The sequence below is a fragment of the Streptomyces sp. NPDC043427 genome (assembly GCF_056436655.1).
Genome location: NZ_JBWKCC010000028.1, coordinates 106,569 through 122,168 on the forward strand (window position 1 = coordinate 106,569; position 15,600 = coordinate 122,168).

Annotated in this window: 16 protein-coding genes and 1 pseudogene; 4 read left to right on the plus strand and 13 right to left on the minus strand. The window is 71.7% G+C overall.

All coding sequences use genetic code 11. From position 1 onward, the window contains the following. Positions 1-57: 57 nt before the first annotated feature. The gene (locus tag AC067M_RS34140; protein ID WP_478700903.1) at positions 58-1,515 is read right to left on the minus strand and encodes an MFS transporter; all 1,458 of its coding nucleotides are present in this window, start codon (positions 1,513-1,515) and stop codon (positions 58-60) included. Between the two features lie 111 nt (positions 1,516-1,626). Here AC067M_RS34140 and AC067M_RS34145 point away from each other — a divergent pair, with 111 nt between their 5' ends. Then, entirely contained in the window at positions 1,627-2,028 is a 402-nt protein-coding gene (locus AC067M_RS34145) for a winged helix-turn-helix transcriptional regulator (RefSeq protein WP_478700904.1), read from the plus strand. Between the two features lie 201 nt (positions 2,029-2,229). On the opposite strand, the gene AC067M_RS34150 is transcribed toward AC067M_RS34145, so the two are convergent. The 5 genes from AC067M_RS34150 to AC067M_RS34170 all read right to left on the minus strand — a co-directional run bounded on the left by AC067M_RS34150 (position 2,230) and on the right by AC067M_RS34170 (position 5,822). Then, positions 2,230-2,652 (minus strand): acyl-CoA thioesterase, encoded by a 423-nt coding sequence (locus AC067M_RS34150; RefSeq protein ID WP_478700905.1) that lies wholly within the window; start codon positions 2,650-2,652, stop codon positions 2,230-2,232. A 30-nt stretch (positions 2,653-2,682) separates the two neighbouring features. Beyond that, a complete protein-coding gene (locus AC067M_RS34155) occupies positions 2,683-3,318 on the minus strand; it encodes a hypothetical protein (RefSeq protein WP_478700906.1) in 636 nt (211 codons plus the stop codon). Between the two features lie 115 nt (positions 3,319-3,433). After that, entirely contained in the window at positions 3,434-4,033 is a 600-nt protein-coding gene (locus AC067M_RS34160) for a histidine phosphatase family protein (RefSeq protein WP_478700907.1), read from the minus strand. Positions 4,034-4,247: 214 nt separating this feature from the next. After that, the gene (locus AC067M_RS34165; protein WP_478700908.1) at positions 4,248-4,505 is read right to left on the minus strand and encodes a hypothetical protein; all 258 of its coding nucleotides are present in this window, start codon (positions 4,503-4,505) and stop codon (positions 4,248-4,250) included. 108 nt (positions 4,506-4,613) lie between these two features. After that, entirely contained in the window at positions 4,614-5,822 is a 1,209-nt protein-coding gene (locus AC067M_RS34170; protein WP_478700909.1) for a pyridoxal phosphate-dependent aminotransferase, read from the minus strand. A gap of 87 nt (positions 5,823-5,909) precedes the next feature. On the opposite strand from AC067M_RS34170, the gene AC067M_RS34175 reads away from it, so the two are divergent. Continuing rightward, positions 5,910-6,536 carry a winged helix-turn-helix transcriptional regulator gene (locus AC067M_RS34175; protein WP_478700910.1) on the plus strand — a complete coding sequence of 209 codons (627 nt, stop codon included), beginning with the start codon at positions 5,910-5,912 and terminating at the stop codon, positions 6,534-6,536. Positions 6,537-6,680: 144 nt separating this feature from the next. Here AC067M_RS34175 and AC067M_RS34180 read toward each other — a convergent pair whose 3' ends face one another. From AC067M_RS34180 to AC067M_RS34190, 3 genes are read right to left on the minus strand one after another with little or no spacing between them, the layout of a single operon-like run. After that, positions 6,681-7,484 (minus strand): hypothetical protein, encoded by an 804-nt coding sequence (locus AC067M_RS34180; protein ID WP_478700911.1) that lies wholly within the window; start codon positions 7,482-7,484, stop codon positions 6,681-6,683. Then, on the minus strand, positions 7,484-8,755 hold the full coding sequence (locus tag AC067M_RS34185; RefSeq protein ID WP_478700912.1) for a VWA domain-containing protein: 1,272 nt from the start codon (positions 8,753-8,755) through the stop codon (positions 7,484-7,486). The genes AC067M_RS34180 and AC067M_RS34185 overlap by 1 nt, the downstream gene beginning before the upstream one ends. Positions 8,756-8,787: 32 nt before the next feature. Continuing rightward, positions 8,788-10,293: an IucA/IucC family protein gene (locus AC067M_RS34190; RefSeq protein ID WP_478700913.1), complete on the minus strand. Its 1,506-nt coding sequence runs from the start codon at positions 10,291-10,293 to the stop codon at positions 8,788-8,790. Between the two features lie 101 nt (positions 10,294-10,394). On the opposite strand from AC067M_RS34190, the gene AC067M_RS34195 reads away from it, so the two are divergent. Both AC067M_RS34195 and AC067M_RS34200 read left to right on the plus strand, forming a co-directional pair. Further along, a complete protein-coding gene (locus tag AC067M_RS34195; protein ID WP_478700935.1) occupies positions 10,395-11,939 on the plus strand; it encodes an IucA/IucC family protein in 1,545 nt (514 codons plus the stop codon). A gap of 111 nt (positions 11,940-12,050) precedes the next feature. Continuing rightward, positions 12,051-12,633 (plus strand): annotated as a pseudogene (locus AC067M_RS34200) (ZIP family metal transporter). 127 nt (positions 12,634-12,760) lie between these two features. Here AC067M_RS34200 and AC067M_RS34205 read toward each other — a convergent pair. The 4 genes from AC067M_RS34205 to AC067M_RS34220 all read right to left on the minus strand — a co-directional run bounded on the left by AC067M_RS34205 (position 12,761) and on the right by AC067M_RS34220 (position 15,401). Beyond that, a complete protein-coding gene (locus tag AC067M_RS34205; protein ID WP_478700914.1) occupies positions 12,761-13,225 on the minus strand; it encodes a DUF3618 domain-containing protein in 465 nt (154 codons plus the stop codon). Continuing rightward, positions 13,222-13,641, minus strand: a complete 420-nt coding sequence (locus AC067M_RS34210; protein ID WP_478700915.1) for a phage holin family protein — start codon at positions 13,639-13,641, stop codon at positions 13,222-13,224. The genes AC067M_RS34205 and AC067M_RS34210 overlap by 4 nt, the downstream gene beginning before the upstream one ends. Positions 13,642-13,744: 103 nt before the next feature. Continuing rightward, on the minus strand, positions 13,745-14,251 hold the full coding sequence (locus tag AC067M_RS34215; protein ID WP_478700916.1) for a phosphatase PAP2 family protein: 507 nt from the start codon (positions 14,249-14,251) through the stop codon (positions 13,745-13,747). 94 nt (positions 14,252-14,345) lie between these two features. Beyond that, positions 14,346-15,401 carry a YihY/virulence factor BrkB family protein gene (locus AC067M_RS34220; RefSeq protein WP_478700917.1) on the minus strand — a complete coding sequence of 352 codons (1,056 nt, stop codon included), beginning with the start codon at positions 15,399-15,401 and terminating at the stop codon, positions 14,346-14,348. Positions 15,402-15,600: the final 199 nt, after the last annotated feature.

Consider the following 15,600-nt stretch of genomic DNA (forward strand, 5'->3'; position numbering starts at 1 on the left):
CGGTGCCGTCTGTTCCCGAGCACTGCTGCCGGCGGCGGCGGCGGTGGTGGTGGTCGGTCAGTCGGCGGACTGTGCCGGTCGTGTTCTGAGCACCGCCGCGGCCAGCATCAGTGCCGCCACCGCGATGCCCGTCGCCACCCGGAACGCCAGCTGGTAACCCTCCGCCGTGGCCGGGAGCAGCTGCCCGCCCGCGCCGAGCAGGTGGTCCGTGTGGCTCGCCGCGAGGGTGGAGAGCCCGGCCAGGCCCAGGGAACCGCCCACCACCTGCGTGGTGTTGAACAGTCCGGAGGCCAGACCGGCGTCCTCCGCGCGGGCCCCGGTCATGGCCAGCCCGGTCAGCGCGGGCATCGCCGCGGCGAACCCGGCGGAGAGCAGCAGCAGCGGAGGCAGGACGTCGGCCGCGTACGCACCGTGCACGGGCGCCCGGCTCAGCAGTGCCGTCCCGGCGACGATGAGGACGAGCCCGGCGAGCAGCACACGGTACGCGCCGAACCGGCCGATCGTCCGCGCCGACAGGCCCAGCATCAGCACGCCGATCGCGACCGGCGCGGGCAGGAACGCCGTGCCGGTGGTCAACTCGTCGTAGCCGAGCACGCGTTGCAGATACAGCGCGCCGATGAACTGGAAGCCGTACATCGTCCCCACCATCAGGACCTGCACCGCGTTCGCGCCGCTCAGCAGCCGGGAGCCGAACAGCCGCAGCCGCAGCAACGGGCGTGCGGCCCGGGCCTGGTGGAGGGTGAAGGCCACGAACAGGGCGAGGGCGAGAGCGGTCAGAAGCAGGGTGGCGGTGAGGCCGCGGTCGCCGGCGCCGACGATGACGTACACGGTGAGCATCAGCGCGCCGGTGACCAGCGCCGCGCCGGGATAGTCGGCGCCTTCGCGCAGCCCGGTGCCCCGCTCCGCCGGGAGCACGCGCAGTGCGGCGAGCCAGGCGGCCACCCCGATCGGCAGGTTGATCAGGAAGATCCAGTGCCAGCCGACCGCCTGCGTCAGCGCCCCGCCGAGGAAGGTGCCGAGGGCCCCGCCTGCAGCGCCGACCGCGCTGAACACCGCGATGGCGCGGGCCTGTTCGCGTGGTTCGGGGAAGAGAGAGACCAGCATGCCGAGCACCACGGCCGTCGTCATCGCCCCGCCGATTCCCTGCAGGGCGCGGGCCGCGATCAGCGTGCCCTGACCGGTCGCGACCCCGCACAGCACGGAGGCAGCGGTGAACACGGCGAGGCCCGCGGTGAACATCCGCTTGCGGCCGATCAGGTCGCCGAGCCGGCCCACCAGCAACAGCAGTCCGCCGAAGGGGATGAGGTAGGCGTTGACGACCCAGGCGAGCCCGGGCCCGCTGAAATCGAGGTCGCTCTGGATGGCGGGCATCGCCACGGTGACGATGTTGCCGTCCAGGATCGTCATCAGGGCTCCCGCGCACAGGACGACGAGGGACGCCCAACGGGAGTACGTTCGTGGCGTCGTGCGGTTCGTACGGGACGTTGGCGTCCGGGACTCGGTCAGGGCGGTCATGGCGGTGTGGCCTCCGTGATCTCCATGGGTTCCGGGTCGTGCCCTTGGTGCACGACTTGTAACGGGGATCATCGTGGGTGACCATGGAGTCCGGCGTAAGGAGGCAGTCCGATGTCCCAGAGGAACACCGGTGTTACCGCGCAGGTCGTGAACGCGCACGCGTGCCCGGTCCGCGAAGTTCTTGACAGGGTCTCCGGCAAGTGGAGCGTGCAGATCCTGGTCGCCGCCGCGCACGGACCCATCCGGTTCACGGAGTTGGAGCGCAGCATCGAGGGCATCAGCCGCCGCATGCTCACTCTCACCCTGCGCAACCTGGAGCGCGACGGGCTCGTGACCCGCACCGTGCACCGGACGGTGCCACCGCGGGTCGAGTACGAACTGACCGAGGTGGCACGTGAGTTGCACGAGACGCTGCAACGACTCACCGACTGGGCGGAACGCAACCGCGTCTACATCGCCGAGTCGCGTGCCGCCTATGACACCGAGCACCGGCCGGAACTGGTCGACGCGTAGGAGCCCCTGACGGCCCCTGGAACGGCTCGTGAGGCTCTAGTGCCCCGGCAGGCAACGTTCGCCCCGTCGCGACGCCCGGCACGCACTCTCGCCGCACCGGCCGGAAGCCCAAGTACATCCAGTACGAGGGCTTTCGGCCGGCACGCCGAGAGCACGCACCGGACGCCGCTCCTTGACGGGCAAACGTTGCCTGCCGGGGCACTAGAGACCAAACAGGCCGGGATCCGCCGCGAGTTCCTTGAAGTACTCCCGTGGATCCGCCACCAGCCTGCGCTGTTCCAGATCCAGCAGTCCGCCGACGGCCGTGACCTCGGCCGCCACCGTGCCGTCCGTCTTGCGGATCGCCTGCCGCATACGGAACGTCTTGCCCTCACCCCAGTCGAAGGCGCAGGTCACCTCGACCTCGTCGCCCGCGAGCAGTTCCCGGTGGTAGCGGATGGTGGTCTCCAGGGCCACCGGGCCGACGCCCTTGCCTATGAGCCCGGACTGGCTGATTCCCGCCGCTTGCAGCAGCGCCCAGCGGGCGTGCTCGGCGTAGTTGAGGTACACGGCCTGGTTGAGATGCCCCTGGACGTCGGTCTCGTAGCCGCGAACGGTCACGGGGACGGAGAACGGCTCGGTCATGACTTCCCCTTTCGATGGATCTTGGCATGCTCATCTCGCCCGGCGCGGCGACGCCAGTAGATATCGAGCCCTCGTACGCGGCTCCGTGTGCGCGCCGACCTGCCAGCCCGCCGCCTCCAGGGTGGCCTCGCACGCGCGCAGCGCCTCCGGATCGGGCTCGCGCACGGCCACGGCCTCCGGCTGAGGGGTGGCGCGCACCCGGTAGCCCTCGCCGTCCGGCCCGGCGGGGTGGTGTCCGGCGGCCTCCAGGGCGAGCGCGGCGGCCTGCACCAGATGCGTACGCTCCCAGCCGCACGGCCGGTCGGTGGCGCCGTCCTGGTTGGTCATCCGGCGTAGCTCCAGCAGGCCCTGCCAGGCGCTGTGCACCTCGCGGACGCGGGCGGGAGAGCTGGCCGGCGGATCCTCCTCGCCGCCGACGCGCGCGGTGAAGACGCCGGTCGCCGGGGCCGGCTCGGCGGGGGAGGGCGCGGGCGCGTCCGGGACCGCCTCGCGGATCCGGTGCCCGGCCGGGGTCAGGAAGTGGTCGTGGGGCGGACGCGGATGCCGGAAGGCGAGCCCGTGCTTCACCAGAGCCGCCAGCTGAGCCTCCGTCCCCCGCAGGCGGCCGGTGACGGGGTCGGCGGCGTCGATGACACGCCGTTGCGCGGCGGTGGGCGGTCGCGTCACGGCGTGCTCCTTTCCGGCGAAGAGCCCTCGGCCGACCTGGGAGAATCCAACCCGCTCACCCACGCCGAAGACCTGGATCACCCACGCCGAAGACTTGGATCATCCACTTCGAAGACTACGACCCGGGTCTGACATTCCACCCGGCGATCACCGGCCGCCCGTGCTCCGTGCCCAGCCGGCTCATCGTCCCCGTCGACAGTTGGAACAGCGCCCCGTGCGAGGCCGAAAGCCCCAGCCGCCGGGCCGTGAGGACGCGCAGGAAGTGTCCGTGCGCCACGAGGACGACGGCGCCCTCGGTGTTGGCGAGAGCAGCGTCCGCCAGGGCCAGCACACGGTCGGCGCGCTCCCCGACCTGGTCCGGGGTCTCCCCGGGGTGGTCCGGCGGCCCGGGCGCAACGCCGTCCGTGAACAGGAACCAGCCCGGCCGGGCCCGCTGGATCTCGGTGGTCGTGACCCCCTCGTACCCGCCGTAGTCCCACTCCCGCAGGTCGGCGTCGACCCGTACCTCATGCAGTCCGACCAGCTCGGCCGTCTCCCGCGCCCGCTGCGAGGGGCTGACGAACGCGGCGCCGATCCGGTGCGAGCGGATCAGCGGAACCAGCCGCCGCGCCTCGTCCCTCCCGTGCTCGGTCAGCGGGACGTCCGTCCACCCGGTGTGCCGCCCGGATCGCGACCACTCGGTCTCACCGTGGCGGACAAGAAACAGGTCACCCACGCGCGCCCTTCCTGTCGTACCTCTCTCGCACCGTGTCACAGGACACCCGGCCCACGCAGGCCGTACTGGACCGGACGGCGGTTCTCCGCAGCGCCCCCCCGCGACGGCATCGTCGCCGATGGCGGGAGGGGACTTCTCCCGGCCAGGCGGGGTCAACGGGGGTGTGTCGTCCGATGCGGGGGCAACCACGTGTCGGGCGACCCGGACCGCGGTCTCACCCGGTCGGCTTGAGGGCGTGGCCGCAGATGGTGCAGACCAAGCCCAGGACCAGGAGGGTCCAGGAGAGGGTGAGCAGGCTCGCGACCTGGAGCAGGAGGCCCAGCCCCCACAGTCGTGGGTTGCGCACGATGCGGCGCAGCGGTCGGCCGGGCACACGGTTGCGGGTGAAGGCATAGATGCCCAGCGAGCCCCCGCACACCGAGATGATGGCGACCAGGCCCAAGCTGAACAAAATCAGTGAACCGTATGTCATGACACCCCCCCGCCCTGTTGTCCTGCACGGGACAATACGCCTGCCCAGGAGCGTCTTGTCCGTCAGGAGATCATCCAGCACTCTTGCGGGGCGTGCGCCGTGGACCCGCTACTGCCGATACCCGCTCAGGAACCGCCCGATCCTGCTGATCGCCGCGTCCAGGTCGTCCGCGTAGGGCAGCGTGAGGATGCGGAAGTGGTCCGGGGTCGGCCAGTTGAAACCGGTGCCCTGGACCACCTGGATCTTCTCGCGGAGCAGGAGGTCCAGGACGAACTTCTCGTCGTCGTGGATCCGGTGCACCTTGGGGTCGATACGAGGGAACGCGTACAGCGCGCCCTTCGGCTTCACGCACGACACGCCGGGGATCTCGTTGAGCTTCTCCCAGACCACGTTGCGCTGTTCGTGCAACCTGCCGCCCGGGGCGGTGAGCTCGTGGATGGACTGGCGGCCGCCGAGCGCGGCCTGGATGGCGTACTGCGCGGGTGCGTTGGCGCACAGGCGCATGGAGGCCAGCATGGTCAGGCCCTCCAGATAGTCCCGCGCGTGCTGCTTCGGGCCGGTCACCACGAGCCAGCCGGAGCGGAAGCCCGCCACCCGGTACGTCTTGGACAGACCGCAGAACGTCAGCACGACCAGGTCGGGGGCGAGCGCGGCGGCCGTGTGGTGCACGGCGTCGTCGTAGAGGATCTGGTCGTAGATCTCGTCGGCGAGGACCATCAGGCCGTGCCGGCGGGCGAGGTCGAGGATGCCCTCGATGATCTCCTTCGGGTACACCGCGCCGGTGGGGTTGTTGGGGTTGATGATGACCACGGCCTTCGTACGGTCCGTGATCTTCGAGGCCATGTCGTCCAGGTCCGGGTACCAGTCGGCCTGCTCGTCGCACAGGTAGTGGACCGCCTTGCCGCCGGCCAGTGTGGTGACCGCCGTCCACAGCGGGAAGTCCGGGGCCGGGATGAGGATTTCGTCGCCGTCCTCCACCAATGCCTGTACGGCCATCGAGACCAGTTCGGAGACGCCGTTGCCCAGGAACACGTCGTCGACGCCGACCTCCAGGCCGCGTTCCTGATAGCGCTGGGCCACGGCCCGGCGGGCGGACAGGATGCCGCGCGAGTCGGTGTAGCCGTGCGCCTGAGGGAGCATCCGGATCATGTCCTGGAGGATCTCCTCCGGCGCCTCGAAGCCGAACAGCGCGGGGTTGCCGGTGTTCAGGCGCAGCACGCTGTGGCCCGCCGCCTCCAGCGCGTTGGCGTGCTCGATCACGGGGCCGCGGATCTCGTAGCAGACCTCGCTGAGCTTGTTCGACTGCCGGAACTCCATGCGCGCTCGCCCCTCCGGTTCGGTGTGTTGCTTGGTTTTACCAAGTTCCAGCTTGGAAAGTCCAACGACTTGTCTAGACTGCGTGCCATGTCACCTCGCCGAAGCTACGACCAGTACTGTTCCGCCGCTCGCGCGCTCGACGTCGTCGGCGACCGCTGGACCCTGCTGATCGTCCGGGAGCTGCTGGCCGGTCCCCGCCGCTACACGGACCTGCACGCGGACCTGCCCGGTGTGAGCACGGACGTACTCGCCTCGCGGCTGAAGGACATGGAGCGCGACGCACTGACCACCCGACGCCGGCTGCCCCCGCCCGGCGCGGCCTACGTGTACGAACTCACCGATCACGGGCGGCAGTTGCTGCCGGTGCTCCAGGCGCTGGGGCAGTGGGGGCGGACCGAGCTCGGCGAGCGGCGCCCCACGGACGCCGTCCGCGCCCACTGGTTCGCACTGCCGTTGTTGAACTCCCTGGAGGGTGAGGGACTCGTCGAAGTGCGGCTGGAGGAAGGGAACTTCCACCTGTACGTCGGAGCCCAGGACGGCCCGGTCTACGGTGAAGGGTCCGCGCCCGCGGAACCCGACGCGAGGCTGGCCCTGGATGGCGAGACGTGCATGGCGCTGGCCCGGGGGGAGTTGAGCCTGACGGACGCGGTGCGGGGCGGGCGGGTCGAGGTGAGCGGCGAGGGCACGCTCGCGAAGGTGCTGCGGGAAGCATGAGCGAAGGCCCGCTGCTCTTCTCTGCAGCGGGCCTTCGAACAAGCGGTTGTGACGACTCTTCAGGCCGTTGTGAGGCCCCTCAGGCTGCTGTGGCGGATCGTCAGGCCGGTCGTGGCGGATCGTCAGGCCTGTTGTGACGACTCCTCACGCGCCCGGTGGCACCCTCGACGGCCGCCCCGCGCCACGCGTCAGCGCGTACCCGCCGATGCCCGCCAGCGCGGCCAGCACACCGCCCACCCCGGTCCACACCCACCGGTCGGACCACCAGCCGGAGGACCAGCCGTCGTCGGGCTCGATGGCGGACAGGACGGCGGAGTCCTTCTCGTCCTCGTCGTCCTTGCCCGACGTGACCGCGATCCCCGGCACCAGCGGCTCGGACAGCGAGCCGTCCACCGCCGCCGCCCCGCCGATGTCCTTTGAGTCCACCCGCACCTCGGTGCTCACCGGGAGACCCAGGTCGGACGCGGGCACGCCCACGACCGTCAGCCGGATGTAATAGGTGCCCGGCAGCGGGTCGTCGGCCCACGGCTCCGACCAGGCACGGACGGTCCGCAGGACGCAGGCCAGTTCGACGGAGGACGCGCTCTGGGCGGCGGTGCGCGTCTGGGCCCCGTACTGGCAGGCCTGGCGGCGCCGCAAACCGTCGTACACGTCGATCTGCCAGGTCTGCGAGGCGTGCGTCTCGGGGAGCTTCACCGTCGCCTTCACCGTCGGGCGCTGCCCGGTGTCCGCCGGGAACGACCAGTACAGGTAGTCACCGGTGGAGCCGCTCGCCGTCGCCGTCTGGCCCTGCTCGATCTCCGTCGCCGTACGGAACGAGGTGCCCGCCCGGGTCGGCGCGGAGTCGTCGTCCGAAGGGCTCGCGGACGGCGAGGAGTCGGCCGCCGCGGGACCCGCGGCCAGCCCGAGCGTCAGCAGGGCCGCGCTCAACACACGTGTGATCCTCATCAGTTGGTCCTCCAGACCGCGACCCGCCAGCGCGACAGCCAGCCCCACAGCAACCCTGCGACAAAGCCGACCAGCACCAGCACGCCGAGCAGCCACCAGCCGCGCCCGAGGCCGAAGGAGGCCACGTCGCTCGCGTTGCTCGGCCCGTCCACCACGTCGATCGTCAGCTCCAGCGGCATGCCCGGCGTGGTCTTCACCCCGGACGCCGCCGAGAAGGAGTTGGTCACCTGCAGGCACACGATCTCCGCGGCCGGCTTGTCGCTGTCGTCGTCGTCCCGTTCGGGCTTCGGATAGCGCAACCCGGTGGAGATGACGTCCGTACGGCCGTTGCCCGCGGCCTCACCGCGCACGATCTCCCGGCCGTGCACGGTCACGGCCCGCATCAGCGTCCCGTAGTCGGGGCTGACGGCCCGGTCGGCCGCCACGCTCACCGAGGCGCGCAGCTCCTGGCCCGCCTGGACGTCCACGCGGTACCAGCGCTCCTGGCCGAACTCCTCGCGGTCGGTGTACAGACCCGACTTCAGCGTGGGCGCCTTCGCGCACGCGTCGGCGCCCTGTGTCGCCACCGGCGTCACCACCGGGTCGGCGGCTCGGTCCACCAACTGGTTAACCCGGTCGGCGAGTTCGTCGGTGTGCTCCACTGAGGTGTACGTGCCGCCGGTCGCCTCGGCGATGCAACTGAGCTGCTGGCTCAGCTTGGTGCTCGGCACCAGGCCGAGCGTGTCGATGGTGAGGCCGATGCCCTTGGCGGCGATCTCGCGGGCCACCTCGCAGGGGTCGAGCGGGGCGCAGGTGTCCTCGCCGTCGGTGATCAGCACGATCCGCTTGGAGCCCTCGCCGCCGTCGAGGTCGTCGGCCGCCTTCAGCAGGGCGGGGCCGATCGGCGTCCAGCCGGTGGGCGTGAGGGTGGCCACCGCCGTCTTCGCGTCGGTGCGGTCCAGCGGGCCGACCGGGTAGAGCTGCGCGGTGTCCTTGCAGCCCGTCTTGCGGTCGTCGCCCGGGTAGTTGGCGCCCAGGGTGCGGATGCCGAGTCTCACCTCTTCGGGTGTCGCGTCCAGCACCTCGTTGAACGCCTGCTTCGCCGCGGCCATCCGCGACTGGCCGTCTATGTCCTTGGCCCGCATCGAACCGCTCACGTCGAGGACGAGGTCGACCTTCGGCGCGTTGGCTGTCGTCTCGTCGGCGGTCGCCGCGGCCGGGAACGCGATCCCGGCGGCGAGCGCGGCGAGCAGGGCGCAGACGCCCGCCGCCAGCCGTTGTGTTCTGATCATCGGCGGATCTTATTGATCGGGAGCGTCTCGCTTCAAAACGAGGGTCCCCACAAGGGGTTGGGCAGCTCCGCCCACTGATCGCCGCTCACACCGGGTGACAACCGCATCAACGTCAACGCCTTGACCGGCAACGGCTCTTCGCACAGCGCCACGACGTCCGGCGTGCGCGGCAGCCCCCGTACGGCCGCCTCCAACGCCGCGCTCAGCGCCTCACCCGAACCGGCCACCCCTGCCAGCGCCCCGGCCACGAGCGACCCGAACAGCTTGCGCCGCAACGTCGTCACGTCGTCCGTGACGACCCGTCCGGTCAGCTCCGGAACCGGGACGCCGTGCCGGGCCAGCCGTGCCGGACTGATCCGGACGTCGGCCAGGTCGCGGTAGACCAGCCGCAGCGGGGCGCCTGTCGCCGACAGCACGACGAGCAGGTTCTGGCCGTGCGCCTCCAGCGCGACCCCCATCTCCAGCAGCCGCAGCCCGACGGTGAGGGCGAGCCGCGCGAAGTCGGCCAGCCAGCCAGGGGAACCGGGCAGCCCGGTGGCGGCCAGGGCGGCCACCGGCACGACATGCTCCCCGGGCGCCGCGTACGTCTCCGGCGGCTCCCGCAACACCGCCGCCAGATCGGGGGAGTTCGCCGTGGCCGCGCCCAGGGTGCGCGTGACGTGCAGCAGCCCGTCCATGCGCGCCGCCAGCGACTCCGCGAACGCCGACAGCGTCGCTGACAGCGCGATCGACCGCACCGAGATGTCCCGCACCGACGACGTCAACCGCGCACTCAACGCGGTCTTCACCTGCGGCCCGCCCGGCACGGCGAGGGTACGCAGCGACATCAGCGGATGCGCCGACATCCCCTCGCGGCAGGCCACCTTGAGCACATGCGCCGCCTGCCACGGATGCACGGGGATCAGCAGCCGCCCCCCGTCCCGCAATTCCTCCGGCCACGCCCCCGTCACCAGACACTCCGCCACGGGGACCGGCATCAGCCCCAGCTCCACCACCGGCCGGTGCTCCGGCCCGTACGCCAGCTGCTCGGCCACCGAGAAACCGGGCCGGGACCGGCAGTTGGGGTGGTACGGATGCCCGTCCACCACCCTCTGCTCCCACTCCCACCCGTGCGCGGGCCACTCCTGCGAGCTGGGCGGCTGCCCGGCCCGCGACAGCGCCAACGACGCCACACTGTGGCCGACTTCCGCCGCGAAGGCCGCTGCGTGCGGCACCGCGAGGCCGGCCACCAAGGGTGCGGGACCGTCGTGGGCCACCTCGTCCAGCCGTACGGCGGTCACGTAGGCGGAGGTGGCGTACGGGTCCGGGTGCGGGCCGTGCAGGCGGCGGCCGTCGGCGAGGCGCAGGGTGAGCCCGTCCCGGCCCCGGTCACGGCCCGTCACCCACGGCAGCGGCTCATGGGTGAGCGCCCGCCACAGCCGGGTCAGTACGGCCGCCCGGGCGCCCGGCAGCTCGGCCGCGTACCGCGCACCGAGGTCGGGACGCACGGCGGCCAGGTCGGCCGCGACCTCGGCCTCGGCGGCGGGGGCAGGGTGCACGGGCGGGCTCCTCGGGTACGAGTCGTACGAGTGGGGCGTCACGGTGTGACGTGACGACGGCGATACTGATCATCTCCGTCCGACTGGACCGTAGGGAACGAGTGGATCGCGTGGACCTCCTGCCCCCGCCCGCGGGCGACGACGCCCCGGCGCACGATGATGCCGCAGCGCGGCTCGCCCGGCGCGCCGACGTGTACGCGGCGGCACCGCTGCTCAACTGTCTGCTGCGGGAGGTGGCCGAGCCCCTGCCGGACAGAGACGGACGTCGGGTGTACCGGCTGCCCGGCGGCGGTCGGCTGCTGCGGGCGCGGGGCGAGCGGCGGCCCGCCGAGCCGGAGGTGTACACGGGGGGCGCCTGGCACCGCCTCGGCCACACCGAACTCGTCAAGCTCGTCGCCGAGGAACTGCGCCGCCACACCGGCCTCTCCAACCACGAACTGCCCGCCGAGATGATCGACAGCCGCGACGCGGTCGCCGCGCTGCTGGCCGCACGCGCGCGTGCGACCCCGCCCGACGACCCGTACCTGCGCTCCGAGCAGTCCCTCCTCACCGGCCACCCCTACCACCCCGCGCCCAAGGCCCGCGGCGGCGGGCCCGTCACCGCCTGGCTGCCGTACGCCCCCGAGGCGTACGCCCGCTTCCCACTGGTGCTGCTCGGCGTGCGCGAGGACACCGTCGTCGAGGAGGGCGACACCGCCGCCCTCGACGCCCTCGGCGAGGCACCGCCCGGCTACCGGCTGCTGCCCGCCCACCCCTGGCAGCTCGACCTGCTCGGACAGGAGCTGACCGAGGCCTTCGCCGACGGACGGCTCGTCCGCCTGGGCACGACCGCGTTCGAGGCCTGGCCGACCGCCGCGATCCGCACGCTGTACGCCCCCGACCGCGATCTCTTCCTGAAGTTCAGCCTGGACGTCCGCATCACCAACGACATCCGCCGCCTCTGGCGCCACGACCTGCGCAAACTCCAGCGGACGGACGGGGCGGCCCGCGAGGCCTTCGCGGGGTTCGACGGCCCGGCGGCCTGGCTGAGCGACCGCGGCTACCGCACGGTGGACTTCGCCTTCGAGGAACTGGCCGTACTGGTGCGGGACGGCCTGCGCGCCCACCTGCGGCCCGGCACGACCCCGCTGCTCGCCGCGGGCCTGGTGGAGGGCTTCGCGGGGAACCCGCTGGAGGACACCGCCGACGCGGGCGCCTGGTGGGATGCGTACCTGGATGCGGTCGTTCCGCCCGCCCTGGCGGCCTTCGCCGATCACGGGGTCGTCCTGGAGGCACACCTCCAGAACACTCTGGTCACCGTCGACGCCGACGGCATCCCCGCGCAGGCGCTGTTCCGGGACGCCGAGGGCGTCAAGCTGCTGCCGGACGTCTCGCGGGCCGCCGGCTGGGAACGCCTGGTGTACTGCCTGGTCGTCAACCACCTCACCGAGATCGCCGGCGCCCTCGCCGAACACCACCCCGGCCTCGACCCCTGGCCCGCCGCCCGCCGCGCCCTCCAACGCCACGACCTCCCCGAGATCACCGACCTCCTCACTTCCCCGACGCTCCCCGGCAAGACGAACCTCCTGCTGCGCTGGACGGGCGCGGACGGCGCCGACGCCCGCTACCTGCCGCTGCCGAACCCACTCGCCATGAACGCGCGGTAAGAAGGGCCCTCCCAAAACTGACTTCCTGTCTGTACGGCCGCGCCTGTCGCCCGTTGATCCACATCACGAGCGGGTAGACGGGTCGGCACGGCTGAAGTCGTACAGGCTGGACTGTGGGGGGGGGGGGGGCTGGTGGCAGGCTCGGCGCTGCTGCTCGGTGCCGCGCTGGCCTACACCGGGGGCAATGTGTGGCTGGCCCGCCGGGGCGCCCGGCACCGCAAGCGCTCCGGTCATGAGCGGGCGGAGGCGCGGCCGCCGAGCAGGGCTGGTCCGGGACGGCGCTCGCGCTCGGCGCCCTGCTCGACGGCGTGCCGGAGCCCGCGGTCGTCGGCGTCAGCCTGCTGAACGGCGGCGTGGTCAGCCTGGTGACCGTGGCAGCCGTGATCATCAGCAACGTCCCTGAGGGGCTCTCCGGTTCGGCGGGGATGAAGAAGGCCGGCCGCAGCCGGGGTTACGTCTTCGGTGTCTGGGCGGCGATCGCTGCGGCCAGCACGGTGTCGGCCGTCCTCGGTTACACGGTGGTCGGTTCCCTCTCCCCCGCCCTGATCGCCGCGGTGACCGCGGTGGCCGCCGGGGCGATCCTCGCCATGATCGCCGACACCATGATTCCGAGGCCTTCCAGGACGCTCACCTGGCCATCGGACTCATCACGGTGAGCGGCTTCCTTGTCTCCTTCGCCCTCTCCCACACCTGACCACCGGGGTGGGAGAGGACGAACCGTGTCGTGGGGGGGAGAAGGCCCGGCCCGGGAGTGTGTCGCGGGGGAGAGGGCCGGCCCGGGAGTCCGGTTGACGCCGGTGGCACCCCGGGCCGGCAAACGGCTACCTCCCGCCTCGGCGCCGCAGCAGCAGCCACGCGGCTACCGCCGCGCCGCCGGCCACGATCAGCGCGGTGCGGTTGTCGCGGGCGGCCTCGACGCCATGCTGGGCCTTGGCGCGGACTGGTTCGGGTGCCTTGTCCTGCCACACCTGACCCGCCTGTCCGGCCTTGGCCTTCACCTGCTCGGCTGCTGCGGTGGCCTTGTCCTTGACCGGGTCGGGCAGCTTGTCCTGCACCAGGTGCGCAGCCTCGGCAGCCTTGATCTTGACCTGCCCGGTCACCTGCGCGGCCCTGGCGCCCGCCTGCTCCTTCAGCGCGGTCGCCTTCTCCTGCGCGCGGGCCTTGACGTCCGCCTTGGCGGCCAGGTCCTCGACCGTCTCCCCGAGCGCGTGGCGGGTCTGCTCGACCTGCTCCCGCAGCTCTTCGGGGCTGGAGGCGGTGGGCTCGTCGTGGGGCTGCTGGGTCATCGCTGTGCACTCTCCTTGATCTCGGCCACGTCGGCCTTGACACTGTCGACGGTCTGCTGCGGTGCCGGTGGAGCGGCCTGGCTGACCTCCTTCTTGCCCGTCAGGGCCAGTACGGCGGTGACAACGCCGAGGACGGCGGTGACGATCAGAGCCGCGGCCCACACGGGGAGGGGAACCGCCAGCGCCGCGATGGCGGTGGCGACCAGGGACTGCAACGTCAGGAAGCCGACCAGACCGGCCCCGCCGAACAGGCCCCCGCCCTTGCCGTACCGCTTGCCCTTCTCCTTCATTTCCGCCTGGGCCAGGCGCATTTCCCCGCGTACCAGCTCCGTCAGCTGCTGGGAGGCCCGCTGGACCAGATCACCGACCGGTTCCTGCGATCCGCTCGGGCCGCGGTGGAATTCCTGAGTACTCATGACGGATTGCCGCCTTTCTCAGCTGCCGGTACCCGGCTCCCCGGTTACCCGGATGCGAGTGCGCCATCCTGCGAACCCGCGGCAGTCGGGTGACTTGTGCTCGTCACCGCAGCAGTCGCGTCGCCAGGCGGGGAGCACGACGTACCAAGGCTGCCGCGGCCAGACCGACCGCGGCGCCGACGGCGACGTCGGAGGGGTAGTGAGCGCCCGTGTGCACGCGTTCGACGGCCACCACGAGGGCCGTCACCGCACACACCGCGCCCGGCCACGGCCACACCGCCGCCACCGCGGCGCTGAACCCCACCCCCGCGGCGGTGTGCCCGGAAGGAAAGGAAGAGGAGTCGGGGCGGTCGTGGACCTCCTCGTGCGTGATCCATTCCTTCGGCGGCCGACGCCGGTGCCACGCGCGCTTGAGGACACAGCTCGAAGCCAGTTCCGCCACGGCCATGCTCATGAGGCCGGCGGTCGCCGCACGGTGCCCCCGCCACCCCGCGGCAGACAGGGCCACCGCGGCGCCCCACCACAGTTTGGTGTGCTCGGCCGTTTCCTCCACCGCCGGCAGGGCCCGCCGTACGCAGCCCGAGCGCCACGACGCCACCCACCGCGTCAAACGGTGATCACACTCACGAAGATCCGCCAGCACTCTCATGACCTGCGGCTTCCCGGTCGGAGCCGCGCCTAACTCGATGACCTCGCAAGACACCTCATTCGAGGCGGCGCCGGTCCTCCTCGCTCCACGCACGGGTGTCGCGGGGCGGGAGATAGGGCTCTTCCTCCTCGGCGAGACCACCGGCGACGGCGCGCTGACGGGCCATCTCCGCGTCGAACTCCAGGCCGAGCAGGATCGCGATGTTGCTGATCCACAGCCACACCAGAAACACGATCACACCGGCGAGAGCGCCGTAGGTCTTGTTGTAGGACGCGAAGTTCGCCACGTAGAACGCGAACCCGGCCGACGCCGCCACCCAGATCACCAGGGCCAGGAAACTGCCCGGCGTCACCCACTTGAAGCCGCGGCCCCTCACGTTCGGTGTCGCCCAGAAGAGAAGCGCGATCATGATCGTGACCAGCACGACCAGTACCGGCCACTTCGCGACCGACCACACCGTCAGCGCCGTGTTCCCGATCCCGAGCGCCGCACCGGCCTGGTGTGCCAGGCCGCCGGTGAACACCACGATCAACGCGCTGACCACCGCGAGCAGCAGCAGTGCCACCGTCACGCCCAGACGGACCGGCAGGATCTTCCACACCGGACGTCCCTCCGGCGTGTCGTACACCGCGTTGGCGGTACGGATGAACGCCGCGACGTAGCCGGACGCCGACCACACCGCCACCGCCAGGCCCACGATCGCCATGACCGAGCCCGTACCCCCGTTGCCCTGCAACTGCGTGACGGCATCACGGATGACGTCGCGGGCCGACCCGGGGGTGAGTTTCTGGAGATTGTCCAGCACCTGACGCGTCGCCGACGCCCCGGCGATCCCGAGCAGCGAGACGAGCACCAGCAGCGCCGGGAAAAGGGAGAGCACCCCGTAGTACGTCAGCGCCGCGGCCCGATCGGCCAGCTCATCGTCCTTGAACTCTTTGACGGTGCCCTTCAACACCGCCCACCAGGAGCGCCCAGGCAGCTGAGTGGGCTCATCCGGCGCCCGCCGCTCCACCTGCTCGTCCGGTCCGGCCCCCCTTTCCCGCCCGGCCTCGCTGTCCCGACCGGTCACGTCATGCCGGTTCTGCTTCCGCGTTGTGACGATCCGTCCCATGACGGGCGGGTATCCGGGCGCCCACCCGGCATGCCTCATGTCCCGGAAACGGGGGAGCCCGTGGTGACGTCGGCGGGTGATTCGGTCACTCCTCGCCGGCTGTCACGCTGGGTCACTGCAGGGCAACGTCACCCTCGGCCCGGTCCGCTGGGCGGCTCCGGACCCCAGTGCAAGGTCGCCCCCACGTAACCGTCGACGA